Source organism: uncultured Methylobacterium sp. (assembly GCF_964251405.1).
Lineage (GTDB): Bacteria > Pseudomonadota > Alphaproteobacteria > Rhizobiales > Beijerinckiaceae > Methylobacterium.
Map to the genome: position 1 here is coordinate 27,123 of NZ_CAXUJR010000024.1, position 15,553 is coordinate 42,675.

General features: G+C 68.9%; 14 protein-coding genes and 1 pseudogene. 10 read left to right on the forward strand and 5 right to left on the reverse strand.

The window, feature by feature from the left end; genetic code table 11:
* Positions 1 to 1,130: hypothetical protein (locus ACFE7U_RS06845; protein ID WP_375408982.1), on the reverse strand; the 1,130-nt coding region annotated here is incomplete at its 3' end.
* Positions 1,131 to 1,357: 227 nt separating this feature from the next.
* Between ACFE7U_RS06845 and flgB the strand changes: the two genes are divergently transcribed.
* The 8 genes from flgB to recA all read left to right on the forward strand — a co-directional run bounded on the left by flgB (position 1,358) and on the right by recA (position 9,047).
* Positions 1,358 to 1,783: a flagellar basal body rod protein FlgB gene (flgB, locus tag ACFE7U_RS06850; protein WP_375408983.1), complete on the forward strand. Its 426-nt coding sequence runs from the start codon at positions 1,358 to 1,360 to the stop codon at positions 1,781 to 1,783.
* 41 nt (positions 1,784 to 1,824) lie between these two features.
* Entirely contained in the window at positions 1,825 to 2,235 is a 411-nt protein-coding gene (gene flgC / locus ACFE7U_RS06855) for a flagellar basal body rod protein FlgC (RefSeq protein WP_375408984.1), read from the forward strand.
* 30 nt (positions 2,236 to 2,265) lie between these two features.
* A complete protein-coding gene (gene fliE, locus ACFE7U_RS06860; protein ID WP_375408985.1) occupies positions 2,266 to 2,583 on the forward strand; it encodes a flagellar hook-basal body complex protein FliE in 318 nt (105 codons plus the stop codon).
* Positions 2,584 to 2,754: 171 nt separating this feature from the next.
* Positions 2,755 to 3,021: a flagellar biosynthesis protein FliQ gene (gene fliQ, locus ACFE7U_RS06865; RefSeq protein ID WP_375408986.1), complete on the forward strand. Its 267-nt coding sequence runs from the start codon at positions 2,755 to 2,757 to the stop codon at positions 3,019 to 3,021.
* 47 nt (positions 3,022 to 3,068) lie between these two features.
* The gene (gene fliR / locus ACFE7U_RS06870; protein ID WP_375408987.1) at positions 3,069 to 3,833 is read left to right on the forward strand and encodes a flagellar biosynthetic protein FliR; all 765 of its coding nucleotides are present in this window, start codon (positions 3,069 to 3,071) and stop codon (positions 3,831 to 3,833) included.
* Positions 3,834 to 3,952: 119 nt separating this feature from the next.
* Positions 3,953 to 5,020 carry a flagellar biosynthesis protein FlhB gene (gene flhB / locus ACFE7U_RS06875; RefSeq protein ID WP_375408988.1) on the forward strand — a complete coding sequence of 356 codons (1,068 nt, stop codon included), beginning with the start codon at positions 3,953 to 3,955 and terminating at the stop codon, positions 5,018 to 5,020.
* Positions 5,021 to 5,142: 122 nt separating this feature from the next.
* Positions 5,143 to 7,839, forward strand: a complete 2,697-nt coding sequence (locus tag ACFE7U_RS06880; protein ID WP_375408989.1) for a response regulator — start codon at positions 5,143 to 5,145, stop codon at positions 7,837 to 7,839.
* Between the two features lie 152 nt (positions 7,840 to 7,991).
* Complete coding sequence (recA, locus tag ACFE7U_RS06885) at positions 7,992 to 9,047, forward strand: recombinase RecA (RefSeq protein WP_375408990.1); 1,056 nt, start codon at positions 7,992 to 7,994, stop codon at positions 9,045 to 9,047.
* Positions 9,048 to 9,171: 124 nt separating this feature from the next.
* Here recA and ACFE7U_RS06890 read toward each other — a convergent pair whose 3' ends face one another.
* From ACFE7U_RS06890 to ACFE7U_RS06900, 3 genes and pseudogenes are all read right to left on the reverse strand, one after another.
* Positions 9,172 to 9,486 (reverse strand): c-type cytochrome, encoded by a 315-nt coding sequence (locus ACFE7U_RS06890; RefSeq protein ID WP_375408996.1) that lies wholly within the window; start codon positions 9,484 to 9,486, stop codon positions 9,172 to 9,174.
* Positions 9,487 to 9,585: 99 nt separating this feature from the next.
* Positions 9,586 to 10,874 (reverse strand): annotated as a pseudogene (locus ACFE7U_RS06895) (PQQ-dependent sugar dehydrogenase).
* Between the two features lie 103 nt (positions 10,875 to 10,977).
* Positions 10,978 to 11,394, reverse strand: a complete 417-nt coding sequence (locus ACFE7U_RS06900) for an MAPEG family protein (protein ID WP_375408991.1) — start codon at positions 11,392 to 11,394, stop codon at positions 10,978 to 10,980.
* Between the two features lie 197 nt (positions 11,395 to 11,591).
* Between ACFE7U_RS06900 and alaS the strand changes: the two genes are divergently transcribed.
* Complete coding sequence (gene alaS / locus ACFE7U_RS06905) at positions 11,592 to 14,273, forward strand: alanine--tRNA ligase (protein WP_375408992.1); 2,682 nt, start codon at positions 11,592 to 11,594, stop codon at positions 14,271 to 14,273.
* A 25-nt stretch (positions 14,274 to 14,298) separates the two neighbouring features.
* On the opposite strand, the gene ACFE7U_RS06910 is transcribed toward alaS, so the two are convergent.
* Positions 14,299 to 14,667 (reverse strand): DUF2147 domain-containing protein, encoded by a 369-nt coding sequence (locus tag ACFE7U_RS06910; RefSeq protein WP_375408997.1) that lies wholly within the window; start codon positions 14,665 to 14,667, stop codon positions 14,299 to 14,301.
* A 344-nt stretch (positions 14,668 to 15,011) separates the two neighbouring features.
* Here ACFE7U_RS06910 and rfbC point away from each other — a divergent pair.
* Positions 15,012 to 15,553: dTDP-4-dehydrorhamnose 3,5-epimerase (gene rfbC, locus ACFE7U_RS06915; protein WP_375408998.1), on the forward strand; the 542-nt coding region annotated here is incomplete at its 3' end.

Sequence of the window (15,553 nt, forward strand, 5' to 3'; positions counted from 1 at the left end):
GGCTCCTCGGCGGGCTCCTCTGCCGGCTCGTCGTCGATCGGCTGCGGCACGGAGGGCGGCGGCAGGGGAATGTCGGCCGCGGGCTCGAGCGCGGACTCGGAGACGGCCGGCGCCTCTGCCGTGGCCGGGTCCTGCGCCAGATCGACGGCGGGGATCACGGTGACGGTGGATGGGGCAGGCGTCACGCCGGAAGGCCGGCGAAGCGCTTCCTCGAGGTGGCGCGCCATGTCCGACAGGATCCTGTCATCGACCTTCCCGATCTTCGAGGGCTCGGTCGGCTCGGGCGCCGGGGTCGGCACGGGGACCGGTTGCGCCAGGGCGGCGGCGAAGGCGGCTTCGAAATCCGGCTCCGCGGTCGTGACCACCGGCGAGGCGTGTGTCCCCGCGGAGGATGGTTCCAAGGCGCGGCTGCGCTCGGACGCGACGTCAGGTTTCATGGTGACGAGGGGGGGCGGCGTGCGGCGCAGGATACGCGCCGGCTGCGGCTCCCGGCGGGCAGCCGCCGGCACCGTCACGGTGTCGTCGTTCCGGTCCGCCCGGAGCGGCACGGCGGACGGCAACTGCGGCTCGAAGCTCGGCGGGGGCGGTGGCGCCATGAACGGCATCGTCACGGACGGTTCGGTCGGGGACGGTTTGTCGATCGCCCGGGGTTCTGCGACGATCTCCGGCACTTTCGTTTCCCGCCCCGGCAGGGCGGCCTCGCGGGGTGGGAAGGTCGGCTCGCGCAGCGGGAAGGGGGGCTCGCGGGGTGGCGGCGGAGGAAAGATCGGCGCTGCCTCGACCGGGTCTTCCTCGGGCACGGCCTCGTCGGCGGCGAACCGGGCGGAGGGGCTGCGGCTGATGTTGCGTTCGACCACGACGTCGTTGGGCCCACCCACGAGAAGGAGGTGCTCGACATTGTCCCGACGCAGCAGGATGAGCTGGCGCTGCCGATCGAGTTCGTAGACGTCGACGATGCCGAGGCGCGGCTGGCGCGGAAGCGAACCGGACTTCGTGGCGGAGCCGAGACCGCGGCCGGTGAAACGCCGGATCAGCAGCACCAGCGCGGCCAGGACCGCGAAGATCACGACGAAGATGATGGCGAACTGGAGAGGGAAGGACCCGTCCGAACCGAAGAACGCTGGCAACACCGATGACTTTCGCTGTGGGGGCATCAAGGCCCGACGCAACACTCCGCCTCACTATCACGACCGGTGGGGCGCCGGGCAATAACGTTAAGACTTCGTTAACAGCGAACTCCCTCAAGGTCGGATCTGGCCTGACTGTCCGAGGCTTAACCGCCCGTTAACCATGGAGGCGGCAGATTTTGCCCATCGCGTCGAACCCGATCGGGTGCGCGGGGGGCTTCGAGCGCGCCGTGTCCGTCACCGACCTGCCCATCCTCGGCATGCTGCGGACCCGCATGCAGTGGCACCAGACCCGGCAGAAGCTGTTGGCCGAGAACGTCGCCAACGCCGACATGCCGGGATTCCGGCCCCGCGACCTCGCCGCCCCCGATCTCGGGCAGCGCGGCGTCCACCTCACGCAACCCGTGGGAGCGCTGAGCGGAAGCGTGGGGCTCGCGCAGACGAGCCCGTCCCACATCGCGGTCGGCGGCGGTCCGGAGGGCCCCGGGGCGGACCCGCGCCGGGTCAAGGGCTTCGAGATCCGCCCCAGCGGCAACGGGGTGAACCTCGAGGAGGAGATGATGAAGGCCGGCGACAACCAGGCCGACTACCAGCTCGCCGCCACGCTCTACCAGAAGAGCATGGAGACCCTGAAGATCGCCATCGGCAAGCGCTGATCCACCCTACTCGCTCACCTCGACCCGATGGAGAACGCGCCGTGGACTTCCTCAAATCCCTGACCGTGGCGGCCTCGGGCCTCAAGGCCCAATCGAGCCGGATGCGGGTGATCTCCGAGAACATCGCCAACGCCGATTCGGGACCCTCCTCGCCCGGCGCCGAACCCTATCGCCGCAAGATCCCGACCTTCCGCCAGCAGGTCGACCGCGAGAGCGGCGCCACCGTGATCGAGGCCGGCCGCATCCAGCGCGACACCGCGCCGTTCCGGACGAAGTACGATCCGGGCAACCCGGCCGCCAACGAGCGCGGCGAGATCCGGATGCCCAACGTCAACGGCCTGATCGAGAACATGGACATGCGCGAGGCCCAGCGCTCCTACGAGGCCAACCTCAACATGATCACCGCGACCCGGCGGATGATCTCCAAGACCCTCGAGATCCTCAAGGCCTGATCCGGCTCCTCCTTTCGAAAGTCCATCCCGATGGCCACCAACGCCTTTGCGGCCGGCGCCTACGCCGCCATCCAGAACATCGGCGGCCTCAAGGGCGGGATGCCGAAGGTCGCTCCCGCCACGGGCGCGGAGGCGGGCTTCTCCTCGCTCCTGACCTCGGCCCTCGACAAGGTCGGGAACGCGGGCGCCAACGCCGACGTCCAGGCCCTTTCGGTGGCCGGCGGCAAGGCCAACGTCGTGGACGTCGTCACCGCGGTCGCCGAGAGCGAGACCGCGATCCAGACCCTGGTCGCCGTGCGCGACCGCGTGATCTCGGCCTACGAGGAGATCATGCGGATGCAGATCTAGCGGCAGGACTCTCCTCCCCCTTGCGGGGAGGAGTTGGAGGTGGGGGTGGCTAGGCGGCCCTTAGTCAGAGGCAAGCGGAACCACCCCCACCCCCTGCCCCCTCCCCGCAAGGGGGAGGGGAGAACCCAATCACTACCCTTCTGCGCATCCGACAATCGAGTTGTACCCACCATGACCGGCCTCGCCATCCTTGACGTCGCGCGCGACGGGATCTTCGTCTTCCTCAAGGTGGCGGGGCCGCTGATGCTGGTGGCCCTCGCCGTCGGCCTCGTCGTGTCGCTCCTGCAGGCGCTGACGCAGATCCAGGAACAGACCCTCATCTACGTCCCCAAGATCGTGGCGGTCTTCGCGGCCCTCCTCCTGATGCTGCCGTTCATGGGCGATGCGCTGGCCGGCTACATGACTCGCATCGCCGCCCGCATCATCGCCGGGAGCTGAGGCGCGTGGGGCCCCACCGCCATGCCAAGGTCATGCTATGAGCGGGCATGAATCTCCTCCTGCCCGGCATCGCGGCGGCCTACCTGCTCGTCTTCGCGCGGGTGGGAACGCTGATCATGCTGATGCCGGGCCTGGGCGAGAACATGGTCTCGCCGCGCCTGCGTCTGGCCTTCGCGCTCCTCGTCAGCCTGATCCTGTTCCCGATGGTGCGCCCGCTGCTGCCGACGGAGAACGGGGCGCTGGCCGGCACGGCCCTGATCACCCTCCTCATCGGCGAGTTGCTGATCGGCCTGATGCTGGGCCTGACGGTGCGCATGGTGCTCGCCGCCCTGCAGACCGCGGGCCTGATCCTGTCGCAGCAGCTCGGGCTCTCCTACGCGATGACGGTCGACCCGACGCAGGGCGGGCAGGCGGCCGCGCTCGGCAACTTCCTGCAGCTCCTCGGCATCACCCTGATCCTGGTCACCGACCTGCACCATCTCGCCCTCGACGGGGTCGCGCGCAGCTACATGCTGCTTCCGCCCGTCGGCGTGCCCGGGATGGGCGAGGCCGCCCAGCTCGCCCTCAAGGCGGTGGCGCGGGGCTTCAGCCTCGCCGTGCAGATCTCGGCGCCGTTCATCGCCTTCGGCATCCTGTTCAACTTCGGGCTCGGCGTGCTCTCGCGCCTGATGCCGCAGATGCAGGTGTTCTTCGTCGCCGTGCCGGCCTCGGTGCTCATCGGGATGGTGGTCCTGTTCGGCAGCCTCGGCGTGATGATGGGCGTCTTCCTCGACGATATCGGCCGCTATCTCGCCGACCTCACCGGGCGTTGAGGGCTCCCAGGGAAACAAGTGCTTCGATCGACCGGACTGTGACCGGTGGATTCGCGTCGCGAGACGAAGCGCTTGTTTCCGCGGGGACCCTGGCCCGGCCGAACCGCGGAGCCTGAGCCGTGTCCGAGGGCGCAGAGCAGGAAGACAAGACCGAAGACCCGACCCCGAGACGGATCGAGAAGGCGATCGAGCAGGGCAACGTCCCCAACAGCCCCGAGATCAGCACCTTCTTCATCCTGTCCGCCTTCACCCTGGTCCTGCTGCTGGCCGCCGGGCCGATCGCGCACGCCATGCTGGTCTCGATGCGCGGGTTCCTGATGAACGCCCACGCGGTCCCCTCCGACGCCCATGCCTACGAGGCGATGGGCATCCGCGGCCTCATCATCTGCGCCCAGGCCCTGGCGATCCCGGCGGGGATCATCATGGTGGCAGGGGTCGCCTCGGGCTTCGCGCAGCATCCGCCGGTGTTCAGCACCGAGGCGATCGGCCTGAAGTTCGAGCGGATCTCGCCGATGTCGGGGATCAAGCGCATCTTCGGCATGGAGGCCCTGGTCCAGTTCCTCAAGGGACTGGCCAAGCTGACCATCGTGGGCGTGGTCGCCGGAATGATCCTGTGGGGCGAGCGCGACCGGCTCGAGGTCTTCGTCCGCCTCGACCCCACGGCGATGCTCGGGGCGATCCTGTCGATGACGCTGCAGCTCCTGGCCGGGGTGTTGGCGATCTACGTCGCCATCACGCTGGCTGACGCCCTCTACCAGCGCTACCGCTGGCGCCAGCGCCTGATGATGTCGAAGGAGGAGATCAAGCAGGAGCACAAGGAGAGCGAGGGCAGCCCCGAGGTGAAGGGCCGCATGAAGCAGATCCGGGCCGCGCGCGTCAGGAAGCGCATGATGGCCGCCGTGCCCGAGGCCACCGTCATCGTGACGAACCCGACCCACTACGCCGTCGCTCTCCGATACGAAGCCGGGATGGCCGCACCGATCTGCGTCGCCAAGGGCGTCGACAGCCTCGCGCTTCGCATCCGCGCCGTCGCGGCCGAGCACGGCGTGCCGGTGTTGGAGAATCCGCCGCTCGCCCGCGCCCTGCATGCGACGGTGGAGATCGACGACGAGATCCCGGCCGAGCATTACCGCGCGGTCGCCGAGGTCATCGGCTACGTCATGCGCCTGAGGCGCCGTGCCGCCTGAAGCGCCGTGGACTTATTCACGTCCGTTCGCGAGAGTTTCCCGCGACTTGCATCGGAAAACCCTTGCCGGGCCGCTGGCCGGGGCGCTAACCGGTGGCCTGCGGTGGAGTGGGTTGACGCCGGATGTCTGAGTTGAGCGGGCCGACGCCGGTATCGAGCGCCATCGACCGATCCGAACGGCCGGGCCGGGTCGGGTTGCTGCTGGTGCTGGCCGGCGTGCTGGTCGGCGCGTCCGTCGGGCTGTCCTTCGTGGCGAGCGACCAGGCCCAGCCGCTGATCCTCGGGCTCCTCGCGCTGCTCGCCATGGCGGGGGTGTTCTTCCTGTTCGCCCTGGCGATCGGCGCGCTCCAGTTCAGCGGCCAGGGCGGGCGCGACGACATCACCAAGGGCATCGTCGACGCGGCTCCGGAAGGCGCCATCGTGGTCGAGGATGGCGGCCGGATCATCTACGCCAACGAGACCTACCTGCGGATCGCGGGCGGCGACAGCTTCAGCAGCCTCCTGCCGGTGGAGCGCGTCTTCGTCGGCTCGCCGGAGGTCTCGGAGGCGATCTACCGTCTGGCCCAGGCCGCCCGCGACGGCCGCAGCCATGTCGAGGAGGTGCGCCTCTCGCCGCCGCCCGAGGCCTCCGCCGGGCGCAGCTTCGCCTGGTTCCGCATCGCCGTGCGGGCCATCGAACGGTCGCGCCGGCCGGCGACCCTGTGGGTGGTGAGCGACATCACCCACGAGCGCGAGCGCCAGGAGAACGTCTTCCAGGAACTCCAGCACGCCATCGACTACCTCGACCACGCTCCGGCCGGCTTCCTGTCGATCAACCCGGCCGGCTCCATCGTCTACATGAACGCGACGCTGGCCTCCTGGCTCGGCTACGACCTCGCCACGGTCGGCTCGGGGGGGCTCCAGCTCGCCGAGATCGCGCCCGGCGCCGACATCCTCGTCGCGGCGGCGGGCCTTCCGGGGGAGGTCCGCACCGACCGCTTCGACATGGACCTGCGCCGGCGCAACGGCCATCCGCTGCCGGCCCGGCTCTACCACCGGGTCGCCTTCGGGCAGGACGCCAAGCCGGGAGCGTCGCGGACCTTCGTGCTCAACCGTTCGGCCGGCGCCGAGAGCGACGAGCCGCAGCGCGCCGCCGAGGTCCGGCTGGCGCGGTTCCTCAACAGCAGCCCCATCGCCATCGCCACCCTCGACAGCGGCGGGCGCATCGCGCGGGCCAACGCCTCCTTCGCCCGGCTCTTCGGCGGGATGCCGCGCCAGGCTCCCGAACCGGACGGCGAATCCACCGATCCGACGATCTGGGAATCCCTCGCCGAGCGCGACCGGCCGATGCTCGAAGGGGCACTGGCCAAGGCGGTGAGCGGGCTCGCCGAGGTGGTGCCGATCGAGGTGGCGGTGGCCGGCACCGGCAACCGCTCGGCCCGGGTCTGGCTCAGCCCGGCCGGCGGCGAGGGGACTGCGCCCGCCGAGGCCGGCCCAACTCCGGATGGCGTGAGGGATGTTGCCCAAGACGCCGCCAAAATGCGTGCCGCCGCCCAGTCCGAGCGCGAGCGCGTGATCCTCTACGCGCTCGACACCACGGCCCAGCGCCAGCTCGAGCAGCAGATCGCCCAGACCCAGAAGATGGACACGGTCGGCCAGCTCGCCGGCGGCATCGCGCACGACTTCAACAACGTCCTGCAGGCGATCATCGGCTATTCCGACCTGCTGCTCGCGAGCCACAGGCCGACCGACCCGGCCTTCCAGGACATCATGCAGATCAAGCAGAACGCCAACCGGGCCGCGAGCTTGGTGCGCCAGCTGCTCGCCTTCTCGCGCCGGCAGACCCTGCGTCCGGAGGTGATGAACGTGGGCGAGGCCCTCGCCGACCTGACGCTGCTCCTGAAGCGCCTGCTCGGCGAGCGCGTCGACCTCGACCTCAAGCACGGCCGCGACGTCTGGCCGATCAAGGCCGACGTCAACCAGTTCGAGCAGGTCATCGTGAACCTCGCGGTGAACGCCCGCGACGCGATGCCGGAGGGCGGGCGCCTCCTGATCCGCACCGCCAACGTCGTCCATAGCGACGAGCGCCATGCCGAGGGCCGCGTCGGGGCGCCCGCCGGCGACCATGTCCTCATCGAGGTGCTCGATACCGGCGAGGGCATCCCCGCCGAGGTCATGGACAAGATCTTCGAGCCGTTCTTCACCACGAAGGAGATCGGCAAGGGCACCGGGCTCGGCCTCTCGACGGTGTTCGGCATCGTCAAGCAGAGCGGCGGCACCATCGACGTGCAGTCGAAGATCGGCGAAGGGACCGCCTTCCGGATCTACTTCCCGCGCCACGAGCCTGCCGCCGAGCCGGTGGCGGACCTGTCCCTGCCGCCGGCGAGACCCCTCGACCTCCCGGCGCCGACCGGCGATCGCAAGCCGAAGCCCGATGCGCCACCCGTTCGAAAGCCCTCCACCGATCATACCGGCCAAGGCACCATCCTGCTCGTGGAGGACGAGGATCCCGTGCGCGCGGTGAACATGCGCGCGCTCTCGGCCCGCGGCTACACCGTGCTCGAGGCGGCCTCGGGCCTCGACGCCCTGCGCATCATCGCCGACGAGGGGCAGGAGATCGACCTCATGGTCTCCGACGTCGTGATGCCGGAGATGGACGGCCCGACCCTGCTGCGTCAGCTTCGCAAGCACCGGCCCGACCTGAAGGTGATCTTCGTCTCCGGCTATGCCGAGGACGCCTTCCGCAAGAACCTGCCCGAGGGCGAGACCTTCAACTTCCTGCCCAAACCCTTCAGCCTGAAGCAGCTCGTCGAGACGGTGAAGGAGATCATCGCCCGTTGAAAAATTGCCCGGCCGCGGTTGCATCCCTCTTGCGAGATGAGAACAAAACAGGTACAAAATCGGCAGCAGCGGCGCCTTGAGCCCCGCGCCCGCCCCCTGCATAAGGATGCCGACGAATGGCCCAGCCCGCGCTGAAGATAGTGGAACCTCCGATGGTGGACAAAGACAAGGCCAAGGCGATCGATGCCGCCTTGTCCCAGATCGAACGCGCCTTCGGCAAAGGCTCGATCATGCGGCTGGGCAAGAACGACAAGGTCGCGGAGGTCGAGACGGTCTCGACGGGATCCATCGGGCTCGACATCGCGCTCGGCGTCGGCGGCCTGCCGCGCGGCCGCGTCATCGAGATCTACGGGCCCGAGTCCTCCGGCAAGACCACGCTCGCGCTCCACACCATCGCCGAGGCCCAGAAGAAGGGCGGCGTCTGCGCCTTCGTCGATGCCGAGCACGCTCTCGACCCGGTCTATGCGCGGAAGCTCGGGGTCCAGCTCGACGACCTCCTGATCTCGCAGCCCGATACCGGCGAGCAGGCCCTGGAGATCACCGACACCCTGGTCCGCTCGGGAGCCATCGACGTACTCGTGATCGACTCGGTGGCGGCGCTGACGCCGCGCGCCGAGATCGAGGGCGAGATGGGCGACAGCCAGCCCGGCCTGCAGGCGCGCCTGATGAGCCAGGCCCTGCGCAAGCTCACGGGCTCGATCTCGCGCTCGAACTGCATGGTCATCTTCATCAACCAGATCCGCATGAAGATCGGCGTGATGTACGGCAGCCCCGAGACCACGACCGGCGGCAACGCGCTAAAGTTCTACGCCTCCGTGCGCCTCGACATCCGCCGCATCTCGACCCTCAAGGACCGCGACGAGGCCATCGGCAACCAGGTCCGCGTCAAGGTCGTCAAGAACAAGGTCGCGCCGCCCTTCAAGCAGGTCGAGTTCGACATCATGTTCGGCGAGGGCGTCTCGAAGGTCGGCGAATTGATCGACCTCGGGGTCAAGGCCGGCATCGTCGAGAAGTCGGGCGCGTGGTTCTCCTACGCGAGCCAGCGCCTCGGCCAGGGCCGCGAGAACTCGAAGGGGTTCCTGCGGGACAACCCCGAGATCGCGGGCAAGATCGAGGCGGCGATCCGGCAGAATTCCGGGATCCTCGCCGACAAGATCCTCGAGAACGCCAAGCCCACCGACGACGACCTCGACGAGGGCGAGGCCTGACATCCGCGTCCCGTCGAGCACGGCTCATGGGGACGCGTCGTCGAGGACGAGACGACACGAAGGCCGCCGGGCGATATGCCCGGCGGCCTTCGTCATTCGCAGGAGCTGACGATCGAGACGATCTCTATCCCGGCGGCAGGACCTCGATCTGGATCGCCGCGTAATACGCCGCGAGATTGGCGATGTCCGCGTCGCTCAGGGGCTTGGCGACCACGTTCATGACCTCGTTCTTGCGGGTCCCGTCCCGGTATTCGCCGAGCGCCTTGGCGAGATAGATCTCGACCTGCCCGGCGAGGTTGGGGGCCTCGGGGAGCTTCGACAGGCCGTCCATCCCGTGGCAGGTCTGGCAGGCGGTGGCCACCTTGCGACCCGCCTTGGCGTCGCCCGCTTCGGCCCCGGACGATGCCAAGGCCGTGACGAGGACGAGGGGCAGGATCATTCGCTTGGCGGGATGACGGGCCATCGGTGCTCGCAGGTCTCGGAACGTCTGAGCGAATGAGGGTGGCCGGCTCGGCCACCCCGTCGATGTCGAACGGGACTATTTCGCCTCGTACGCGATGCGGTAGATCGCGCCGGCGGTGTCGTCGGAGACGAGGAGTGAGCCGTCGAGGAGGACGGCGACGTCCGTCGGCCGGCCGAGATATTCGCCGTCGCCCGTGAGCCAGCCTTCCGCGAACGGTGTCGGCGCGCCCGCCTTGCCGTCCTTGTCGACGGGGACGAACATCACCGCGCGCCGATCGGCTGCGTGCGGTTCCACGAGCCATGCTCGGCGATGAAGATGCCGCCCCGGTAGGAGGCCGGGAACATCTTGCCCATGTAGAACACCATGCCGAGGTCGGCCGCATGGGGTGGCAGCTCGGCCTGGGGAAAGACCACCTCCTTGGGCGGCGTCTCGTCCTTGTACTCCACCGTCCGCACCTGTCCGCCGCCGAACCAGGGGAAGCCGAACGCCTCGCCGGCTTTGGCAATGCGGTTGAGTTCGCCCGGCGGCTTGTCGTCGCCCATGCCGTCGACCTGATTGTCGGTGAACCACAAAGCCTTGTCGGCCGGATTGAAATCCATGCCCACGGAATTGCGGATGCCGGTCGCGTAGACCTCGCGGTTCTTCCCGTCCGCGTCCATGCGGACGATGCCGCCGATGCCGGTCTTCTCGTAGAGCGTGCGCTTGTCGGCCGGAGGCACGTTGTAGGGTTGCCCGAGCGATATGTAGGTCTTACCGTCCGGCCCCACGCGGCAGACGCGCGCGGTGTGGTTGTAGCTTTCCTCGGACGGCGGAATCAGATCGCCTTGCTTGACGAGGATTCCGGCCGCCACGTCCGGGCCCTCGTAGAAGAACTCGGCGGCCGGGAAGGACAGCACCCGGTTCTGCTCGACGACCGTGAGAACCCCGTCCTTCGAGAAGCAGACGCCGTTGGGGATCTTGAAATCGATTCCCGGCGCGAAGGCCCGGACCTCATCGGCGACCCGGTCCTTGTCCCGGTCCGTGACCGTGTAGACCTTGCTCTTGCGGGTGCCGACGAACAGCACCCCGGCATTGGGGCCCACCGCGATGGAGCGCGCATCCGGCACGATGGCGTAGAGGTCGATCCGAAAGCCCTCGGGCAGCTTGATCTTGGCCAGCGTCCGGCGCAGCGCGTCGGCGCGCCGGCCGGTCTGCGGGATCTCCGGCGCCTCGGCGGTGCCGGTGCTCTGCATCCCCGTCAGCTTCTCGAGGGAATCGGCCTTGGATTTCGTCTCGGCGGGCGCCGCCCCCTGCCCGAGGACACCGTATGCTGCCGCACAGACGGCGATGCCGGCCAGCAGCGTGGCCGATAGGACCGATCGCATGGAAGTCTCCCTGACAAGTCCGCCACTCTCGCCGGGGCGGTTGCACATCGACGATATGAGGCTGCGGGCAGGCCCGGCAAGTGCGGCGGGCCTGCGACCTCGCTCAGGTGCCGTAGGGCAGGATCTTGATGAACAGGCCCCACATCACGAGCAGGATGCCGACGATCGAGACGACCCAGACCAGGCTGCGCACCTTCGGGATGCCGAAGCCGTAGAGCGGCAGGTAGACGAGGCGGGCCCAGAAATAGAGGTGCGCTCCGAGGACCACCGCCGTGTTGTGGCGGCCGATGGCGACGCAGGCGAGGACCAGGGCCGCGAAGATGGGGAAGGTCTCGAAGAAGTTCTTCGAGGCCTTCTCCAGCCGGGAGGCAGCGCCCGTCACCTCCGGTGTCCGCCCCTCGCGGTTGCCGGACGCCCAGGCGAAGCCGCCGCGCTGCTGCACCCCGCTCATGGATGCGGCGATGACGTGGATGAGCCCGAGCAGGCAGGACCAGGCGAGGAGGCGGATTTCGACGGGCATGAGGCGGTGAACCCTGTAGGTGGCAGGCGGGATGTCGGCCCGTTCCTAACCCGGCTCCCCCGGGACGCGAAACCGGTTGCGCGCAAAGCGTGACTTGGCCGCGCTTGATGCCTATGACGGCCCGAACGCAGTCCGCGCACCACGGCTCCCGTTCGGGACGTCGATCTCTGGCGGGCGATGATCAAGAGTCCATTGCGATGAGCGGCGTCAACGAGATCCGGTCGACCTTCCTCGACACCTTCGCCAAGGCGGGTCACGAGGCGCTGCCGTCCTCGTCGCTCGTGCCGCGCAACGACCCGACGCTGATGTTCACCAATGCCGGCATGGTGCAGTTCAAGAACGTCTTCACCGGCGTCGAGAAGCGGCCCTATAGCCGCGCGACCACGGCCCAGAAATGCGTCCGCGCCGGCGGCAAGCACAACGATCTCGACAATGTCGGCTACACCGCCCGGCACCACACCTTCTTCGAGATGCTCGGCAACTTCTCCTTCGGCGATTATTTCAAGCCGGAGGCGATCGAGTTCGCCTGGAACCTGATCACCAGGGAGTTCGGGCTGTCGAAGGACCGCCTGCTCGTCACCGTCTATGCCGACGACGACGAGGCCGCCGAACTCTGGAAGAAGATCGCCGGGTTCTCGGACGACAAGATCATCCGCATCGGCACCTCCGACAACTTCTGGCAGATGGGCGATACCGGCCCCTGCGGCCCGTGCTCGGAGATCTTCATCGACCAGGGACCGACGCTCCAGGGCGGGCCGCCCGGCAGCCCGGACGAGGATGGCGACCGCTTCCTCGAGTTCTGGAACCTCGTCTTCATGCAGTACGAGCAGGTCGAGCCGGGCAAGCGCCTCGCCCTGCCGCGCCCGTCCATCGATACCGGCATGGGCCTGGAGCGGATGGCCGCCATCCTCCAGGGCGTGACCAGCAACTACGACACCGACCTGTTCCGGGCGCTCATCGATGCGGTCAGCCACGCAGTCGGACGTCCCCCGGAGCGTGCCACGGTCGCCTCCTACCGGGTCATCGCCGATCACCTGCGCGCCTCTTCGTTCCTCGTCGCCGATGGCGTGCTGCCGGGCAACGAGGGCCGCGGCTACGTCCTGCGCCGGATCATGCGCCGAGCCATGCGCCACCTCGAATTGCTGGGCTCGCGCGAGCCGGTGATGTTCCGACTTGTGCCGACGCTGCTGCGCGAGATGGGCCAGGCCTATCCCGAGCTGACGCGGGCCGAGAGCCTGATCACCGAGACCCTTCGGCTGGAGGAGACCCGCTTCCGCCGCACCCTGGAGCGCGGCCTCGCGATCCTGGACGCGGAGAGCCGCGACCTCTCGGCCGGGCAGAACCTCTCGGGCGAGACCGCCTTCACGCTCTACGACACCTATGGCTTCCCCCTCGACCTGACGCAGGATGCGCTTAAAGCCCGCGGTATCGGCGTCGACACCGACGCCTTCGGCCTGGCGATGGAGCGCCAGCGCAACGCCGCCCGCGCCGCCTGGTCGGGTTCCGGCGAGGCGGCGACAGAGACCGTCTGGTACGGCGTCAAGGAGCGCGTCGGCGCCACCGAGTTCCTCGGCTACGAGACGGAAGCCGCCGAGGGGATCGTCACGGCGCTCCTGCGCGAGGGCGCCGAGGCCCCGGCCTTGTCGGCCGGCGAGACCGGCCTCGTCCTCGTCAACCAGACGCCGTTCTACGCCGAATCCGGCGGCCAGGTCGGCGATACCGGGTGGATGTCCGCGACGGGGCTCAAGGTCCGCGTCACCGCCACCGAGAAGATGCTCGGAGACCTCTTCGTCCATCACGTCACCGTGGAGGAAGGCCGGCTCGCGCTGGGCCAGGCGGTCGAGCTGTCCGTCGATCACGCCCGCCGCGCCGCGATCCGCGCCAACCATTCGGCGACCCACCTCCTGCACGAAGCCCTGCGTCAGGTGCTGGGCGACCACGTCGCCCAGAAGGGCTCGCTGGTCTCGCCCGACCGCCTGCGCTTCGATTTCAGCCACCCGAAGCCCATGGACGAGGCCGAGATCCGCGCGGTGGAGGAGATCGCCAATGCCGTGCTCCTGCAGAACACCCCCGTCGTCACCAAGCTGATGGCCCAGGACGAGGCCGTGGAATCAGGTGCCCGCGCGCTCTTCGGCGAGAAATACGGCGACGAGGTCCGGGTCGTCTCGATGGGCGTGCCCGTCGCCGACGACGGCACGCCGGTCGAGGGCGGCCGCCTGCCGGCCTTCTCGATCGAGCTGTGCGGCGGCACCCACGCGGCCCGCACCGGCGATATCGGCCTGATCTCCGTGGTCGGCGAGAGTGCCGTCGGGGCGGGCGTGCGCCGCATCGAGGCGATGACGGCTCACGCGGCCCGCCGCCATCGCGGCCAGGAGAGCCGGACGCTCGGCCAGATCGCCGGCCTCCTCAAGGCTCCGGTCTCGGAAGTGCCCGACCGCCTCGCCGGCCTGATCGAGGAGCGCCGGCGTCTCGACCGCGAGCTCACCGATTCGCGCAAGAAGCTGGCGATGGGCGCGGGCTCCGGTGGGGCCGCGAGCGAGATCCGCGAGATCGGCGGCGTGAAGCTGCTGGCGCGGGTCGTGGAGGGCGTGGAGCTGCGCGACCTCAAGAGCCTCGCCGACGAGGGCAAGACCCGGCTCGGATCGGGCGTCGTCGCCCTGGTGGGGATCTCCGCCGACGGCAAGGCCGGGCTCGTGGTCGGGGTCACCGCCGACCTCACCGGATCCCATGACGCGGTGGCGCTCGTCCGGGCGGGTGCCGACCATCTCGGCGGCAAGGGCGGCGGCGGGCGCCGCGACATGGCTCAGGCGGGCGGCCCCAACGGGGCCGGCGCCGAAGCCGCCCTGTCGGCGATCGCCGAGGCCCTCGCCGCCGCTTGACGGCGAGGACCGGTCGATCGAACGGTCAGTTCACCCGCGTCCAGGTCTGGCGCTTGCAGAACACGCCCATGACGCAGCCCGCGACCTCGACAGCGTTGGGCCCCTTGATCTTCAGGGTTCCCGAATAGGTCTTGCCGTCCTTGGGGTTGTAGAGCGAGCCCTCGTAGCCGTCCGAGGTCGCCGCGTTGGCGTTCAGGATGCGGACGCCGATGAGGCTGCGGGAGCGCAGCGACGCCTCCGGGTTGTTGGCATCAAGGCCAATGCCCGACGTGGTCGCGATGGTGCCGCAGAAGCCGCCGCCGCAACGGGCGAGCTTGATCTTGGAATCTCCGGTCTCGGTGAGCCAGAGGCCGCTGGGGTCGCCGGCCTTCTGCGCCAAGGCGGCGGTAGTCATCAACAAGGGGGTGAGCAGCGTGGCCGCAAGAAGCAGGTGGGCGCGTCGTGTCGATCTCAAGTCTCGTTCCTCCTCACATTCCGGCGCGGTGCCATCATGGCCCGTCCGGGTTCATTGCCGGCGACGATACAGCATCGGTTCCAAAAGTGGAGCGGGTCCTGAGCGAAAGCCGACCCGATGACGGACCGTTAGACCGTTGAAATGAATACGGTATTCGTTCTTTGCCCGATCCTGGACGAATGTCGCAGTCCGAGGGTCGGCCGGGAGGCGGGCGCCCGCACTTGACGGCACAGATCGAAGTCCACGAGAAGGCGGCCGATGCGACGGCGAGCGAGCGGAAAACGATGCGGGTGATCGAAACCGAGATTCCGGCGGTCAAGCGCGTCGTGCCGGTCCGCCATGGCGACGCACGCGGCTGGTTCTCGGAAACCTTCCGGGCGGACCTGCTGGCGGCGAGCGGCATCGCCAACGACTTCGTTCAGGACAACCAGTCCTTCTCCGTTCCCAAGGGGACGATCCGAGGCCTGCATTTCCAGCTCCGCCCAGCGGCGCAGGCCAAGCTCGTGCGGGTGCTTGCGGGTAGCATCCTCGACGTCGCTGTCGATCTGCGGCGCGGATCGCCCAGTTTCGGCCGTCATGTCGCGGTGCGCCTCGATGCGGCGGGGGGCGAGCAGCTGTTCGTGCCGGCGGGTTTCGCGCACGGGTTCTGCACCCTCGAGCCGGACACCATGATCGCCTACAAGGTCGATGCGTATTACAGCCGGGAGCACGACCGGGCGATCGCCTGGGACGATCCGGACCTCGCCATCGACTGGCCGGTGACGCCGGCCGAGGCGCAGCTCTCGGACAAGGACCGAGCGGCGCCGCGGCTCAGCGAGATGGACGT